Source organism: Rhodopseudomonas sp. BR0M22 (assembly GCF_010907035.1).
In the GTDB taxonomy this organism is placed as follows: domain Bacteria; phylum Pseudomonadota; class Alphaproteobacteria; order Rhizobiales; family Xanthobacteraceae; genus Rhodopseudomonas.
The window spans coordinates 26558-41053 of record NZ_QUMK01000030.1; the positions used below are offsets into that span (position 1 = coordinate 26558).

The 14496-nt window shown below is 65.4% G+C and carries 18 protein-coding genes and 1 tRNA gene; 11 read left to right on the forward strand and 8 right to left on the reverse strand.

The genetic code is table 11. The features are described from left to right. Positions 1 to 102: 102 nt before the first annotated feature. Positions 103 to 258: a hypothetical protein gene (locus tag DY468_RS24620; RefSeq protein WP_165825304.1), complete on the forward strand. Its 156-nt coding sequence runs from the start codon at positions 103 to 105 to the stop codon at positions 256 to 258. Between the two features lie 25 nt (positions 259 to 283). Here DY468_RS24620 and DY468_RS11790 read toward each other — a convergent pair whose 3' ends face one another. The 4 genes from DY468_RS11790 to DY468_RS11805 form a co-directional block, all read right to left on the reverse strand. Next, on the reverse strand, positions 284 to 547 hold the full coding sequence (locus DY468_RS11790; RefSeq protein ID WP_164605031.1) for a hypothetical protein: 264 nt from the start codon (positions 545 to 547) through the stop codon (positions 284 to 286). 130 nt (positions 548 to 677) lie between these two features. Then, positions 678 to 1055, reverse strand: a complete 378-nt coding sequence (locus DY468_RS11795) for a TIGR02301 family protein (RefSeq protein ID WP_164605000.1) — start codon at positions 1053 to 1055, stop codon at positions 678 to 680. A 62-nt stretch (positions 1056 to 1117) separates the two neighbouring features. Continuing rightward, complete coding sequence (locus tag DY468_RS11800) at positions 1118 to 1561, reverse strand: NUDIX hydrolase (protein ID WP_164605001.1); 444 nt, start codon at positions 1559 to 1561, stop codon at positions 1118 to 1120. Then, the gene (locus DY468_RS11805) at positions 1558 to 2055 is read right to left on the reverse strand and encodes a hypothetical protein (protein WP_164605002.1); all 498 of its coding nucleotides are present in this window, start codon (positions 2053 to 2055) and stop codon (positions 1558 to 1560) included. Before DY468_RS11805 ends, DY468_RS11800 begins: the two co-directional genes overlap by 4 nt. Before the next feature lie 61 nt (positions 2056 to 2116). On the opposite strand from DY468_RS11805, the gene DY468_RS11810 reads away from it, so the two are divergent. Genes DY468_RS11810 through DY468_RS24995 form a run of 3 tightly spaced genes read left to right on the forward strand, consistent with a single transcriptional unit; the run spans position 2117 to position 3439 of the window. Then, a complete protein-coding gene (locus DY468_RS11810) occupies positions 2117 to 2890 on the forward strand; it encodes an SOS response-associated peptidase (RefSeq protein ID WP_164605003.1) in 774 nt (257 codons plus the stop codon). Between the two features lie 25 nt (positions 2891 to 2915). Beyond that, complete coding sequence (locus tag DY468_RS11815; protein ID WP_164605004.1) at positions 2916 to 3146, forward strand: hypothetical protein; 231 nt, start codon at positions 2916 to 2918, stop codon at positions 3144 to 3146. Then, positions 3143 to 3439, forward strand: a complete 297-nt coding sequence (locus tag DY468_RS24995; protein WP_164605005.1) for a type II toxin-antitoxin system RelE/ParE family toxin — start codon at positions 3143 to 3145, stop codon at positions 3437 to 3439. Before DY468_RS11815 ends, DY468_RS24995 begins: the two co-directional genes overlap by 4 nt. A 2-nt stretch (positions 3440 to 3441) precedes the next feature. On the opposite strand, the gene DY468_RS11825 is transcribed toward DY468_RS24995, so the two are convergent. Together DY468_RS11825 and DY468_RS11830 are read right to left on the reverse strand one after the other, a co-directional pair. After that, complete coding sequence (locus DY468_RS11825) at positions 3442 to 4869, reverse strand: FAD-binding oxidoreductase (protein WP_164605006.1); 1428 nt, start codon at positions 4867 to 4869, stop codon at positions 3442 to 3444. A 119-nt stretch (positions 4870 to 4988) separates the two neighbouring features. After that, entirely contained in the window at positions 4989 to 5975 is a 987-nt protein-coding gene (locus DY468_RS11830; protein WP_164605032.1) for an L-threonylcarbamoyladenylate synthase, read from the reverse strand. 243 nt (positions 5976 to 6218) lie between these two features. On the opposite strand from DY468_RS11830, the gene DY468_RS11835 reads away from it, so the two are divergent. The 4 genes from DY468_RS11835 (at position 6219) to DY468_RS11850 (ending at position 9625) form a co-directional block, all read left to right on the forward strand. Beyond that, positions 6219 to 7121, forward strand: coding sequence for a helix-turn-helix domain-containing protein (locus DY468_RS11835; protein WP_164605007.1), 903 nt, complete (start codon positions 6219 to 6221; stop codon positions 7119 to 7121). Between the two features lie 125 nt (positions 7122 to 7246). Continuing rightward, the gene (locus tag DY468_RS11840) at positions 7247 to 8533 is read left to right on the forward strand and encodes an MFS transporter (protein WP_164605008.1); all 1287 of its coding nucleotides are present in this window, start codon (positions 7247 to 7249) and stop codon (positions 8531 to 8533) included. Beyond that, on the forward strand, positions 8526 to 9428 hold the full coding sequence (locus DY468_RS11845; protein ID WP_164605009.1) for an amidohydrolase family protein: 903 nt from the start codon (positions 8526 to 8528) through the stop codon (positions 9426 to 9428). Before DY468_RS11840 ends, DY468_RS11845 begins: the two co-directional genes overlap by 8 nt. Positions 9429 to 9548: 120 nt before the next feature. Next, positions 9549 to 9625, forward strand: a tRNA-Pro gene (locus DY468_RS11850). A 305-nt stretch (positions 9626 to 9930) separates the two neighbouring features. On the opposite strand, the gene DY468_RS11855 is transcribed toward DY468_RS11850, so the two are convergent. Both DY468_RS11855 and DY468_RS11860 read right to left on the reverse strand, forming a co-directional pair. Beyond that, positions 9931 to 10452 (reverse strand): SseB family protein, encoded by a 522-nt coding sequence (locus DY468_RS11855; protein ID WP_164605010.1) that lies wholly within the window; start codon positions 10450 to 10452, stop codon positions 9931 to 9933. Positions 10453 to 10486: 34 nt separating this feature from the next. Continuing rightward, positions 10487 to 12358: a sigma-54-dependent Fis family transcriptional regulator gene (locus DY468_RS11860; protein ID WP_164605033.1), complete on the reverse strand. Its 1872-nt coding sequence runs from the start codon at positions 12356 to 12358 to the stop codon at positions 10487 to 10489. A gap of 321 nt (positions 12359 to 12679) precedes the next feature. On the opposite strand from DY468_RS11860, the gene DY468_RS11865 reads away from it, so the two are divergent. Genes DY468_RS11865 through DY468_RS11875 form a run of 3 tightly spaced genes read left to right on the forward strand, consistent with a single transcriptional unit; the run spans position 12680 to position 14417 of the window. Next, positions 12680 to 13723, forward strand: a complete 1044-nt coding sequence (locus DY468_RS11865; protein WP_164605011.1) for an NAD(P)-dependent alcohol dehydrogenase — start codon at positions 12680 to 12682, stop codon at positions 13721 to 13723. Between the two features lie 41 nt (positions 13724 to 13764). Beyond that, a complete protein-coding gene (locus DY468_RS11870; RefSeq protein WP_164605012.1) occupies positions 13765 to 14142 on the forward strand; it encodes a hypothetical protein in 378 nt (125 codons plus the stop codon). Next, positions 14142 to 14417 carry a hypothetical protein gene (locus DY468_RS11875; RefSeq protein WP_246700956.1) on the forward strand — a complete coding sequence of 92 codons (276 nt, stop codon included), beginning with the start codon at positions 14142 to 14144 and terminating at the stop codon, positions 14415 to 14417. Before DY468_RS11870 ends, DY468_RS11875 begins: the two co-directional genes overlap by 1 nt. The last annotated feature ends 79 nt before the right edge of the window (positions 14418 to 14496 follow it).

Below are 14496 nucleotides of genomic sequence, written 5' to 3' on the forward strand. Positions count from 1 at the left end.
AGGACGATTGGTTAACAGGAAAGCAACTTAACGGGCGCAGCATTTCGCGTCGCACGATCGCCGGGATCGTCGATTGACCGATACGCCGAAGGGGGATTCCAGATGGAAGCTCAGAAGACCGCGGTCGAAGCGATCGTCGCATTGACCGGATACGACCGTTCCGTGGTGGCCGAATTCATTCGCCGGTTCTATCTCGCCGGCGTCCGCGATCCGAAGCGGCTGACGTTCAAGGGGCTGCAGGCCTTCGCCCGCACCTGAGTCGTCCTGCGCGCGGTGATTCGCGTTACTGCCTGGCCAAGCCGATCGAGAATTCGCCGTTGAGCACGCGGCCGGGAAGGCCTTCGACGAATTTTGCCACCGCGTCTTCGCCATAGGTGGCGACCAGCTCGGCGAAGGCCGTGAACAGGCTGGCTTGCGCCAGACAGTCGCCGTCCACCCCCTCGTGCAGGGCTTCGGCCCATGCCTCGCTGAGATAGTTTAGGGCGGTCTGCTTCTGCTCGCGGTCGGATTGGACGTCGTGGTCGATCGGGTAAGTCGTGAGGCTCATGAACTTCAGCATGCTCGGCGCGCTCCCCCAGCGAAGCGCGGTGGGGTAGTGTTAGCATGCGGGTGCCGAACGCCTAGGCAGTTCTTTAGGAAAGGTTAACGGGCCTGTTGAAACCGCGCTGCAAGAGCGGTCAGTTCGCGTACCGAGCGGTGAGGTCGCGGGAAAGCTTGGAGCCCTCCTCCAGATACCGCCGGACCGCCACGGTCGCCGCCGGCGTGCAGGTTCGGTAGGTCTGCTGGAACCCGTTATAGCCCCGATTGAAGGCCGCGATCAGACGGGTTCGCCGCTCGCCGGAGGGGGTCTCGGCATCGATCAGCGCCTGCATCTCGTTGCGCCATTTCGGGCCGTCGTTGCCGCCGCAGATCCCGCGCAGGTAATGCAAGGTCCCCATAATCTCCGCGAGCCGCTGCAATTCGGCGTCGAACGGCGCTGCCCCGTCCTGCGCGCGCGCCGGGGCGAGCCCGCAGCAGGCCAGGATCATCAACACGGCGAAGGAGCGCTTCAGCATGGCCGGCCTGATAGGCCGTTTCAACGGCCGCAGCAAGGTATCGGCGGGCCCTGGCGGCGCCATTAGGTTCCAATCAGAGCGCGGGCGTCCTCAACCAGGTCGGCCAGCCCCTCGGTTGTCGGGAATGAGGCCAATTCGGCGGGGGCGATCCAGCGCGCATCGTCCAGCTCCTCGTTGAGCTGCGGTTCCCCGCCAGCCCAGCGCGCGGCAAACACCATGATGACGTAATGCCCTGCCGCACTTGCGGCGGACGGCAGCACCTCGCGCCGTCCGGCGAGGCCGACGATCTCGATCGGCAGCGCGGTTTCCTCGTCGACTTCCCGCACGACCGCCTGTTCCAGCGTCTCGCCGAATTCGACCCGGCCGCCCGGCAGCGAGTACAGGCCCTTGCCCGGCATCCTTGCCCGGCGCACCAGCAGGAGGCGGCCCTCCCGGAAGATGGCGGCGCTGACGGCGAGTTGCGGGTGGCGCGGCTGCGCCGGTGCGGCTTCGGTCACGGCGGTCAATGGGCCATGATGTAGTCGACGTCGGCTTCGCTGCCTTGGCCGTTGATGATGCCGCCGGCGCGGCCGATCAGCGGCTTGATCCAGCCCACCGCACTCTCGGCGAGCTTGGCCCGGGTGCCGTCCTGCGAGGCCTGGCGCATCGCTTCGCCGACGGCTGTGAGGATGGCCGTCATGTTGTTGGTGATGTCGTCGAAATCGGATCTTATCCCTGGATCGGCCGTGTCATAGGCTTCGATCGCGAGATCGCGTGCCTTGAAATTCGACGCCTTGAAGTGTTCCGCGTAGGAGAGGGGATGCCACGACAGGAAGTCTTCCGAGCATTCCGGCATGTCCGGAATCATTTCGAGCAGCATCACGGCTTCGTTGAAGTGATTCAGGTAGTCGGTGGCCAGACCGGTCTTCGGATTGATATTGGCGGCAGCAAACTGAGCCGCCCGCGCCTCGTCGTATCGGGAGGGCGCAGTTTGCGCAGCTGTGGATTCACTCGACGCCATCGGCGGCATTTTTGTTTACCGAAGTTAACAAGCACTGAACACGCCACCGGATCCTGACAGCATGTGCGGACGCTTCGTGATCACCTCGGCTCCCGCCGCTATCCGACAGCTGTTTGGCTACGCCGATCAGCCTAATTTTCCGTCACGCTACAACATCGCCCCGACCCAGCCGATTCCGGTGGTCATCGCCGATCAGGGAACCCGGCGGTTCCGGCTGATGCGCTGGGGGCTGATTCCGTCCTGGGTGAAGGATCCGCGGACGTTTTCGCTGCTGATCAACGCGCGCGCCGAGACGGTGCAGGACAAGCCGGCCTTCCGCAACGCGTTCAGGCGCCGGCGCTGCCTGGTGCCGGCCGACGGCTACTACGAATGGAAGGCGGGCGGTTCGCGCAAGCAGCCCTATTTCATTCAACCGGCCGGCGGCGGGCCGATCGGGTTTGCCGCGCTGTGGGAGACCTGGACCGGCCCGAACGGCGAGGAGCTCGATACGGTGGCGATCGTTACCACCGCGGCGCGCGGCGGCCTGGCGGACCTGCACGACCGCGTCCCGGTGACGATCGCGCCGCATCACTTCGCGCGCTGGCTGGAGGCGGACGAAACCGACACCAACGCGGTGATGGCGTTGCTGCGTCCACCAGGGGAGGGCGAATTCGTCTGGCACCCCGTGTCGACCGCAGTGAACCGCACCGCCAACGACAACCCGCAGCTGATCCTGCCGATTGCCGTTGAAGAGGTCGATGCCCCTCCGCCAGTCGCTACGGAGCCCTCGCCACCGAAGCGCACGGCGCGGCCCAAGATTTCGGCGGACGACAGCGGGCAGGGCTCGTTGTTCTGAGCTGCCGACATGGTAGGATAGCTCCATGACAGACGAGCAGGTCAAAGAGATTTTGGATCGCGTGCTCACTTGGCCCCGCGAGCGCCGCGAGGACGCGGCGCAGTTGTTGCTCGCATTGGAAGCGCGCGAGGGCGAGTTCTATCAGCCTGACGACGACGAGTGGGCTGCGATTGAACAAGGGTTGGCTCAAGCTCGTCGCGGCGAATTTGCTTCTGCCGACGACATCGCGGCACTGCTGTCGCCGCCCCGCGCGTGAGGGTCCGGTTCACCCGGCGAGCAACCGACGACCTTCGTGAAATCCTCGGCTATTTGGACGCGCGCAGTCCTGCCGCGGCCGATCGGGTCCGACAGGCCATCTTGGAGACGGTCCGATTGATTGCGGACCGTCCTCATATCGGATTGCGCAACGCCAGAGCGCCCGCGCTGCGAAGCTGTCTTGTCGGCCGCTATCCCTACCGCGTTCACTATTCGGTCGAGAACGCGGAGGTTTGGATCATCCACATCCGGCATTCGGCGCGCCGGCCGTTTGATCCGGACTGGTCCGACTGAAGCTACACCACCTTGCCGGGATTCATGATGCCGTGCGGGTCCAGCAGGGCTTTGATCGACCGCATCAGTTCGATCGCGGTCTTGTCCTTCACCTCGGCGAGCTCGTCGCGCTTCATCACGCCGATGCCGTGTTCGGCCGAGATCGAACCGCCGAGCCGCAGCACGACGTCGAATACCACTTGGCTGACATCGTGCCAGCGGGCCAGAAACTCGGCCTTGTCGGCGCCGACCGGCTGGCTGACGTTGTAGTGAATATTGCCGTCGCCAAGATGGCCGAACGGCACCGGGCGCGCACCCGGGATGAGGGCGACCACGGCGGCATTGGCTTGTTCGATGAACTGCGGCACCGCGGCGACCGGCACCGAGATGTCGTGCTTGATCGAACCGCCTTCCGGCTTCTGCGCCGGCGAGATCTCCTCACGCAGCTTCCAGAACGCCTGCTGCTGCTGCACCGAACTTGCGATCGCCGCGTCCACGACGATACCGTCTTCGAAGCCGCGCTCGAGGATCGTCTCCAGTGCGGCGCGGGCGTCGTCGCGCGGCGACGACAATTCGATCAGCACGTACCACGGATAGCGCGCTTCGAGTGGATCGCGGTTGTTGGCGTGGCGCACCGAGAAATCGAGCGGCGTCTCCGCGATCAGTTCGAAGCTGGTCAGGTTGCCGGCCGCCTCTCCTTGCGCGATGCCGAGCAGCTTCAGCGCGTCGTCCGGCGATTGCAGGCCGACGAACGCGGTCTCGACCGCCCGCGGCTTCGGAAACAATTTCAGGGTTGCCGCAGTGATGATACCGAGCGTGCCTTCGGCGCCGATGAACAGATCGCGCAGATCGTAGCCGGTGTTGTCCTTCTTCAGCTTGGACAGCAGGTTCATCACCCGGCCGTCGGCGAGCACGACCTCGACGCCGAGCGCCATGTCGCGCGCCAGCCCATAGGCGAGCGCCGCAGTACCGCCGGCATTGGTGGAGAGGTTGCCGCCGATGGTGCAACTACCTTGCGCGCCGAGCGACAGCGGAAACAGCCGGTCCACCTCCGCGGCCTTCTCCTGCACCCGCTGCAGGATGGCGCCGGCTTCGACCGTGATGGTGTTCGACGAGGTATCGACTTCACGGATCTTGTCCATCCGCTTCAACGAAATCACCACCTCGCCATTGTGCGGAGTCTGCCCGCCGACGAGGCCAGTGTTGCCGCCCTGCGGCACCAGCGCGACGCGCGCCTCGTTCGCCAGCTTGCAGATCGCCACGACTTCCTCGGTCGACCCCGGACGCAGCACCAGCGGCGAGTGGCCGCGATACAGATTGCGCTCCTCGGTGATGTAGGCTTCGAGCTCCAGAGGATCGGTCAGCGCATGCTTATCGCCGACGATCGCGGTGAAGCGCGCGATCAGCTCGGGCGAAAGAGGTGCGGGCGAGAGCGGGCTGACGATATTCATGGTGTTTCCTCTTCCCTGTCGTTGCGAGGAACGAAGCGAGCCGATCCGAAGCGCGTCTCAGACGCTTCTCGATTGGTCCGTTTCGCGCGCGACGACGTCGCGATGGATTTGTTTGTTGGTCATGGGCGCGGTGCCGCTGCACGGCGCAGGCGATCGTTGATCGCTTCACCGAGCCCGTGGTGCGGGATCGGCATCACCGCGATGCCGCGAGCGCCGTGATCATCGAGCGCGCGGAGAGCGCCGAACAGATGTGCGGCAGCTTCTGTGAGATCGCCGCCGGGCGACAGGTTGTGCACGGCAACGGTCGTCTCCGCACCCGGCAGCACATCAGGACCGAATGCGAGCAGAGCTTCGCCCGGCTTCACCTCGGTCGCGTTCAGCCGCACCGTTGCGCGCGGCGCGTAGTGCGAGGCCAGCATGCCCGGCGCGAGCGGCGCGTGATCATTGGCGTTGTTAGTTACTGCTGGTGCGCCCAGCTTGTGACCGAGCACGCGTTCGATCGCTTCGCGCGGCAGACCGCCGGGGCGGAGCAGGACAGGTGCGCCGAGGCAACTGACGATCGTCGATTCGACGCCGACCATCACCGGCCCACCGTCGACGATCACGTCGATCCGGCCGTCGAGATCGGAAGCGACATGCGCCGCGGTGGTCGGCGACACGTGACCGGACCTGTTGGCGGACGGCGCCACCACTGGCCCGCCGAAGGCGCGCAGCAGGGCCTGTGCCACCGGATGCGACGGCACGCGGAGGGCGACGCTGTCGAGGCCGGCGGTGGCGAGATCGCACACGGAGCAATTCACCGCCTTCGGCAGTACCAGCGTCAGCGGTCCCGGCCAGAACGCTGCGGCGAGGCGCAGCGCGGCGGCATCGAACCGCGCGACCGTGCGTGCGGCTTCGAGGCTGGCGACGTGAGCGATCAATGGATTGAATGACGGCCGACCCTTCGCCGCGTAGAGCCGCGCCACCGCTTCAGCATTGGCCGCATCGGCACCGAGCCCGTACACCGTCTCGGTGGGGAACGCGACCAGCCCGCCGCCGCGCAGCACGCGCGCAGCTTCGTCCGCATCGGTCGCGGCCAGCGTCTTGGTGATCAGGTCGAGCATCATTTCGGGTTTCATATCGCAAATCGGGCGGTTGCGAAGTAGCAAAGTCGACGTGCTGCGATGCGCCGCGCGTGGAAGCTCTGCGATCGCGCCTTGTGGCTTGCGGTCTCGCGCAAACCGCGAATCCGGCCGATCCGCGCGCGAAAACCCCGTCAAATGGGCAGGTTAGGCGGCGTTTCGGGCCGGGGCTTGCAAGCTCCGCCAATATAGAGTGAGGATATTTCGTTCAAACAGGCGCCCCTTCTGATGCAGCTCAATCCTCTCCTTCATGCCGAACGCGTCACCGGCCGAAGGCAATCGGCCTTGATCGATCTGTGGTCGACCACGGGATTTGCCGCGGCTGTCAGCGAGGTGACGGGGCCGCATATCTACGAGTTCGGCGAGCTGCCGGTGCCGACCGTGGCGATCACGCTGTACGACGTGCGGCGCCACGTTCTGATGGAAAACGGCAAGGTTCGCCGCGACGCGCCAGTGCGGTCCGGGCGGTTTCGCATCGGTCAGCCGGGCCGGCGCGTGGTGGTGGACGCGATTCCGGACACCCAATGGGGCAAGCTGCTGCTGCTGTATCTCGGCGAACCGCTGCTGAAAGACGTCGGCGCGTCGCTCGGCTCCGCCGGTCCGATCTGCCTGCGCGACACCGCGTGGGACGTTGACGATCCGCTGCTGGAAGTGTCGGCCAAGCGCCTGGTCGAGGCGAGCGACAGCGGCGACCGGCCGAACGCGCTGCTCGCCGAGCAGCTGGCCTATACACTCGCGCTGCATCTGACCGATCGCTATTCGGCGCCGCGCGCCGTGACCGCGGACCAATCCGCACCGCTGGAAGCACCGGTGCGCGACCGTATCACCGAGTTCGTCCGTGCCGATCTTGGTGCGCCGATCACGTTGGCGGCGATGGCCGAGGTCGCGGGCATGAGCCCGTCCTGCTTCATTCGCAGCTTCAAGCGTTCCACCGGCATGACGCCGCATCGCTTCGTGGTGGAACAGCGCGTCGCTGCCGCCCGGCGGCTGCTCGAGACGTCGGATCTGCCGATCGTCGAGATCGCGCTCGGCGTCGGCTTCTCGTCGCAGTCGCATTTCGGCGTCGCGTTCCGCCAGGTCACCGGTGAAAGCCCCGCTCGGTATCGCCGGACGCAGCGCGGGCGCGAGTAATTTTTCGACAGAAAGCCGCGGACACCGCGGGACGCTGACAATTTTCCGGCAGACGTGTTCTCACGATTGCGAAATTTGTCGCCGACGAGCGGTCGCCCGGTGAAGGCGAGCGAGGGAGGATACGTATGACGACATCTTCGAGCACGGTCGCGCCGATCACGGACACCAGCCTGACCGGCTTCTACAAAGACATGACCGTTACCGAGAAGCGCACGTTCTGGGCCTGTGCCACAGGCTGGGCGCTCGACGGCATGGACTTCATGATCTACCCGCTGGTGATCGGCACGATCATCGCGCTGTGGAAGGTCGATGCCGGCGCGGCCGGTCTCGCGGGCACGGTGACGCTGCTGGCCTCCGCAGTCGGCGGCTGGGCGGCGGGTTATCTGGCCGACCGGATCGGCCGCGTCCGCACGCTGCAGTTCACGATCATCTGGTTTTCGTTGTTTTCGCTGCTGTGCGCGTTCGCGCAGAACTTCGAGCAATTGCTGATCCTGCGCGCGCTACTCGGCTTCGGCTTCGGCGGCGAATGGGCGGCCGGTGCCGTGCTGATCGGTGAGACGATCCGTCCGCAATATCGCGGCCGTGCGGTCGGCTCGGTGCAGTCGGGCTGGGCGGTCGGTTGGGGCATGGCGGTGCTGGCGCAGGCTGCGCTGTTCTCGCTGTTGCCGGCCGACCAGGCGTGGCGCTGGATGTTCGCGATCGGCGCGCTACCGGCGCTGCTGGTGCTGTATCTGCGCGCCTATGTGAAAGAGCCCGAGGTTGCTGTGGAGGCTCGTGCCAAGGTTACGGCGGCGGGTGGTAGCCGTTCGATCCTGGCGATCTTCCAGGGCCGGATCCTGAAGACTACCATCCTGGCCTCGCTGGTCGCGACCGGCTGCCAGGGCGGTTACTACGCGATCACCTTCTGGGTGCCGCGCTTCCTCACCACCGAACGCAAGCTCTCGATCGTCGGCTCGACCGGCTATCTGGCGACGCTGATCGTCGGCTCGTTCGTCGGCTATCTGGTCGGTGCGTGGTTCGCCGATCGGTTTGGCCGTCGCAGCCTGTTCCTGACGTTCTCGCTGGGCGCGATGGTGGTGGTGCTCGCTTACACGCAGCTTCCGCTTTCCAACGAAATGCTCTGGGTGCTCGGCTTCCCGCTCGGCTTCTTCGCCTCGGGCTACTTCTCCGGCATGGGTGCGTTCCTGACTGAGCTGTTCCCGACCAGCCTGCGCGGCTCGGGCCAGGGCTTCTGTTACAATTTCGGCCGCGGCGTCGGTGCGCTGTTTCCGTTCCTGGTCGGCTATCTGTCGCAGGTCACGACGCTCGCCAATGCGATCTGCCTGTTCGCGGTGTTCGCTTACGTGCTGTTCTTCGCCGCCGCCTATGCGCTGCCGGAGACCCGCGGCAGGGTGCTCAGCGCCGATGAGTAAGGCTGATACGTCCAAGGAACCGGCTCCGGCGTGTCCGGGGCCGGATCCGGCCCCGCGGCGGCCGACGCGTTACGTCGTGCCGCCCGGCGCGGTCGATACCCATGCCCACGTCATCGGGTTGCCGCCGGATTATCCGTTCGTGGATGTCCGCAGCTACACGCCGCCGGCGGCGACGCCGGAGTCCTATCTGGCGATGCTCGATGCCACCGGCATGACCTACGGCGTGGTGGTGCAGGTCAGCGTGCACGGCACCGACAATCGGCTGATGCTGGAGACGCTGCAGGCGCATCGCGATCGGCTGAAGGGCATCGCGGTGATCCCGCTCGGGCTGCCGGACAAGGAACTGGCGGCGCTGAAGGATGCCGGCGTCGTCGGCCTCCGCCTGAACATCCTGTATGGCGGCGGCATCGGGTTCGAGCGCGTCGGCGAATATGCGGCGATGGCCAAGGAGCTCGGCTGGCATCTGCAGTTCCTGATCGACGCCAAGGATCTGGTGCCGCTGGCGCCGCAGCTCGGGGATCTGCCGGTGCCGTTTATCGTCGATCACTGGGGGCACTTCCCGGTGTCGCGCGGGATCGATGATCCCGGCTTCCGGACGCTGGTGTCGCTGGTGCGCGACGGCGCCTGGGTCAAGCTGTCGGGCGCCTATCGGAATACGGTGGCGGGATTCCCCTATCTCGACACCATTCCGTTCGCCCGCCTGTTGCACGAGACGGCACCGGATCGCTGCGTCTGGGGCAGCGACTGGCCGCATGTCGCGACCTGGCAGCACATGATGAACGTCGGCGAGTTGCTCGATCTGCTCGCCGACTGGGTGCCGGACGCGGCTGCGCGTGACCGCGTCTTCACCGACAACGCCTACCGGCTTTACGGCTTCACGCCCGTTCAGGGCTGAACTTTCACGGGTCCAACCGCCGCTCCGACCGGAGGCGGCGGTTGGATAAAAATCCTGCAGAATATCCCATAGGAACGCTTGCGAAGCCGAAAGGCGGACGCTATAAGCCGGGCCTCTTGTCGGAGTGTGGCTCAGCCCGGTAGAGCACTGCGTTCGGGACGCAGGGGTCGCAGGTTCGAATCCTGCCACTCCGACCAAGATTTTCAATGGCTTCCAGAGCTTTCAGTGGCTCGCTGCCAAATTCTCCCGATCCGTTTCTCAACATGCAGGCAATGTCTCGCTGGGGGCGGGACCTGGCGATACGCTTGTGTTGGGCGATAGGCGATCGCTGCCATTGTTTCGCATCCTGAACGGTCATCGAGAACGTTCGAGGCGCTTGCAAACAATCGACAGTGCATTTGCCTGCGCTTGTCATGTTGAGGACGGCGTCGATCCTTCACGGGCCGAACACTGACCCCACAGCGCGCTGCGCCGGCTGCTTGGTGGCGAGAGCGCCGCAACTCTATTCTCTGTGCCCAGAGCTTTTCGGGATGATCCGACCCGGCGGGACTATGGGAGTCTTGCCAGAGGCGTGACCTTGCGTCGGCGACGGAGAATGTCGTCGGCCGGATGTCGCACCGACCGCTGCGAAGATCTTGCCGCCGGTGATCATTTCGATCTCCGGCGCGGGCAGAGGCTTTTGGCATTCGGACGATGGATTGAGCCAGAAGTTCGACCCCGGCAGCATCGCGAACAAATCCGCGGCGACAGCGCCGAGACAGCTTTCGGGTTCCCTGACGTATTCGGAGATGCGCAGCTGCGAGGTGAAGGCCGGATGCCAACGTAGCCCCTGAAATTCGACCGTGGCGACGTTGATGGTCTCCTGTGGCTGCAGCGCACGGCTTTCGCCGGGCGCAACGGGCGCCTCCGGCACCAGGATGTAGATCTCGGTGTTGAGCAGCGCCTGATAGAATGCCGGCGCGGCATCCGGATCGCGAGCGGCGGCCTGCATCAACGCTTCGAGATTGTTCTGCGGTTCGAACACGGACGTCCTCCCTGCTGGTGTGCGACGTGACCCATCAATCCGGCTCGCGCAGCGCGCGATAGATCATGTTGCGCGACACGCCGAGCCGGCGCGCCGCCTTGCTGACGTTGTTGCCGGCTTCGGCATAGGCGCTGAGCAGTTGCGCGCGCTGCAGATCGCGCAGCCCGCGCTTGAGACCGCCGCCGCTCGGTACGCCCGCAGACAGCCGCTTGGCGGAGAGATCGCCAAGCGCGGTTTTGACCGCGGCCTCGCCGATCAGGCAGCCTTGTTCGGCGAGCGATAGCCGCGACAGTACGTTGCGCAATTGCCGGATGTTGCCATGCCATTCGAGCTCGGTCAGCCGTTCGATTGCGCCCGGCGTCAGCCGTGCCGACGGATCGATCCGGGACATCACATGCCTTGCGATGTCGGCGAAGTCGGATCGCGCGCGCAGCGGCGGTAGCGTGACCTCGAGCGTGTTCAGGCGAAACAGCAGATCGGCACGGAAGCGGCCCTTGGCGATCGACTCGTCGAGATCGGCATTGGTGGCCGACACCAGTTGCACGTCGACCTTGCGCTTGGCGCCGCCGACCGGGCGCACCGTCCAGTCGTCGAGGAAGCGAAGCAGCACCGCCTGCAGCGACACCGGCATGTCGCCGATCTCGTCGAGAAACAGCGTTCCGCCATCGGCCTCCCTGAACAGTCCGGTCGATCCGCCCTTGCGCGCGCCGGTGAACGAGCCCTCGGCGTAACCGAACAATTCGGCCTCGATCAGACTGTCGGGCAGCGCCGCGCAGTTCACCGGGACGAATGATCCGCTGCGGCGGCTCGCAGCGTGGGCATGGCGGGCGAGCTGTTCCTTGCCGGTGCCTGTCTCGCCGCGCACCAGGATCGGCATCCTGCGCGCCGCCGCGTTCTCGACCTGGCGCACGATCGCCGCGATCGCCGGATCGGCGGAAACGAATTCGATGGCGGGCTGCGGCTGCGGCGCCGGGACGCGCGGCTGCGACAGCATCGGGAACTGACGCGTGTTCTCGATGGTGGCGACGAACTGGCTGCCGACGTCGTCCTCCAGGCTCTGCCGCTCGCTGCGCCGGCCTTCGTCGACGAAGCGGGTGAAGTTGGTCCGGAACACATCGGCGAAATGGCGTCCGGCCGCGGCCGGCAACCCGTGTAGGAGCACGCGCGCCGCACGATTAGCGGCGAGAATGCCGCCATCCTCGTCGATCGCGAGCAGGCCGGCGCTCAGCGTGTGCAAGTACTCGCCGCGATTGTGAAACGCGATCAGAATGTTGCCGCGGTGATACTCCCGAAACAGCCCGTTTTCGATCTGCGTCGCCGCCATTCCCACGAGAGCCTGGGTGTGGGTCTGGCGCGACAGACAATCTGACGAGGCGTCGAGGATGCCGGTGAGTTCGCCGTCCGGCGCGAAGATCGGAGCCGCGACGCAGGTCAGGTTGTTGTAGCGCGGAAAGAAGTGCTGATCGCCGTGGACCGCGACCGGCCGCTTGAGATGCGCCGCGGTGCCGAGCCCGTTGGTTCCGCAATGACGCTCGGTCCACAGCGCGCCGGGCCTGATGCCCGCCGCGTCGGACGCGTCGCGGAAGCTGCGATCGCCGATGATGTCGAGCAGCAGGCCTTCGGCGCTCGCGAAAGCCACCATGAAATTCGAGCCGGAGATCTGCTGATGCAGCGTGTGCATCTCGGCCAGCGCCAATCCGCGCACCAGCGAGCAGCGTTGTTGCTCCTGGCGCAGCGTGGCCGGGTTGACGAACTCCGGCGGCGGCGGCTGCCGCATATCGAGTCCGAGTGCGATGCAGCGCATCCAGCTGTCGTAAATATCGACCGGCATGTAGCCGGCGGGTGAGCCGCCGCGTTGCTCGAGCGCCAAGCCGATATTGTCGAGGCGACGCCCGGCCAGCAGCATCGACTGCCCTCCCTGATCCAGCATCAGACGTTCCTCCGTCCCGCGAGCCATATTCGGCTTCTCGTTGCGGCGTTCGAATTTCAACATATTCCAACTAAGCAAAATTCCAAAACGGTCGTTCCCCGCGAGAAGTGTTCCGTCGCGGAACACCAGTGTTCACCACGCTGGTCCGATGCGGATCGTGCCTGCGCTGCAGCACTTTCTGGAAGTGTATGCAATTCAGTCTGTTAGTCGCGTGGCATGGCTCTTGCTGTTGTTAGTTCGTCGCCGGCGTCAACATGGTGACGGAACAAAAATAATTTCCAGGGAGCGAAGGGTTCAATGAAAGCCGCGGTTCTGCATGAATTCGACGAGAAGCTGACAGCGAAGGAATTCGTCAAATACGAGGACGTGGCGGACCCGAAGATCACGCGGCCGTCGGACGTCGTGGTGCGGATCGGCGGCGCGGGCGTGTGCCGGACGGATCTGCACATCGTCGAAGGCATCTGGCGCAGCAAGGTTGACGTCAACCTGCCTTACATCATGGGCCACGAGAATGCCGGCTGGGTCGAAGCGATCGGCCCCGGTGTCGAAGGCATCAAGGTCGGCGATCCGGTGATCTGTCATCCGCTGGTGACCAGCGGTCACTGCCTGGCGTGTCGGCGCGGCAACGACATGCACGCCGACGGCAGCGTGTTCCCCGGCATCAATGCCAATGGCGGCTACGCGGAGTATCTGCTGACGGGGCAGCGTTCGCTGATCAAGTTGCCGAAGACGCTCGCGCCGAAAGATGTAGCTCCCTACACCGACGCCGGTCTCACCGCGTATCGAGCTGCCAAAAAGGCGTCGCGGCATCTGTTGCCCGGCCAATACGTTGCGGTCATCGGCGCCGGCGGCCTCGGTCATATCGGCATTCAGGTTCTGGCGGCGTTGTGCGCCGCCGAAATCATCGTGGTCGATCGCGACGACAAGTCGCTCGAACTCGCCAAGACCTGCGGCGCGCACCATCTGGTGAAAGCCGACGGCAACGAGGTCGAAGCGATGCTGGCGCTGACCGCCGGGCGCGGTGCCGAAGCCGTGATCGATTTCGTCGGCGAAGGCGAGGCCGTCGCCCGCGGTCTGGCGATGACGGCCAACGACGGCTTCTACTACGTGGTCGGCTACGGCGGAAAAATCGAACTGCCGACCATCGACCTGATCACCTCGGAAAAGACCATCGTGGGCAATCTGGTCGGCAGCTATGCCGAGCTTGTCGAACTGATGACGCTCGCCGATCGCGGTCTCGTTCAGCTTCACACCAAGGAATACAAGCTCAGCGCCGCCAACGACGCGCTGCACGATCTGCATCATGGCCGCATCCACGGCCGGGCCGTGCTGGTGCCATGACGAACCGCTGCGAGGCGGTTCGCTCGCCGCCGCAAACCTGGATGGGCGACATGACCAAGAGCAGTGCGGACGATCCGCCGGATGCCGACAGGTCGGATCGCGACGCGGCCCGCGCTAGCATGCTGGCACGGCACCGGCTGATCGAAGCGATCATCCGCAACAACGAGGCGCAGCTGCGCAATGATAGCGCGCGCGGCGGCGCCGAGATCGAACTGCATTGCGCGCTCCGCGACAGCAAACTGCCGGATGCGGGGACCGACGCGACTGCCGAAGTCGAGCGGATGACCGCGCGACTGCGGCAGTTGCGGGACGAACACGAACGCCTCGTCGCCGAACGCGAGTGGCTGAACGCCTCGCTGCTCGAGTTCGACGCGGGACCACAGGGCGGGGGCCACAACCACCGAACGGGAAACGCATGATGACCAGCAACAGCATCGGGACTGCGGGGAAGGGACCGGGCGCAGACGGCTTCGCGCCATCCGACCCGATCGAACTCAGCGACGAGGACCGCTCTAAAGACGGCTTCTTCGTGCAGCTCGCGGGCGTCGCCGAGGCGATGATCGCCGAGCACGGCAAGGACTTCGCGATGGGCGCGCTCGTGCTCACGGCGCGGTTCATCGCCGAAGGCAAGCCCCTCACCAAGGGCGCTGCGAGTCTCGACCCGGCCCAGCGGCCGGTTTCCGGCCCGTCCTGAACGACGGACCTCCGACCATCGGACGCCACCGCTCTAACCGCGACAACACCGGCTTCCGACCAACAAAGGCAGAGAGTGA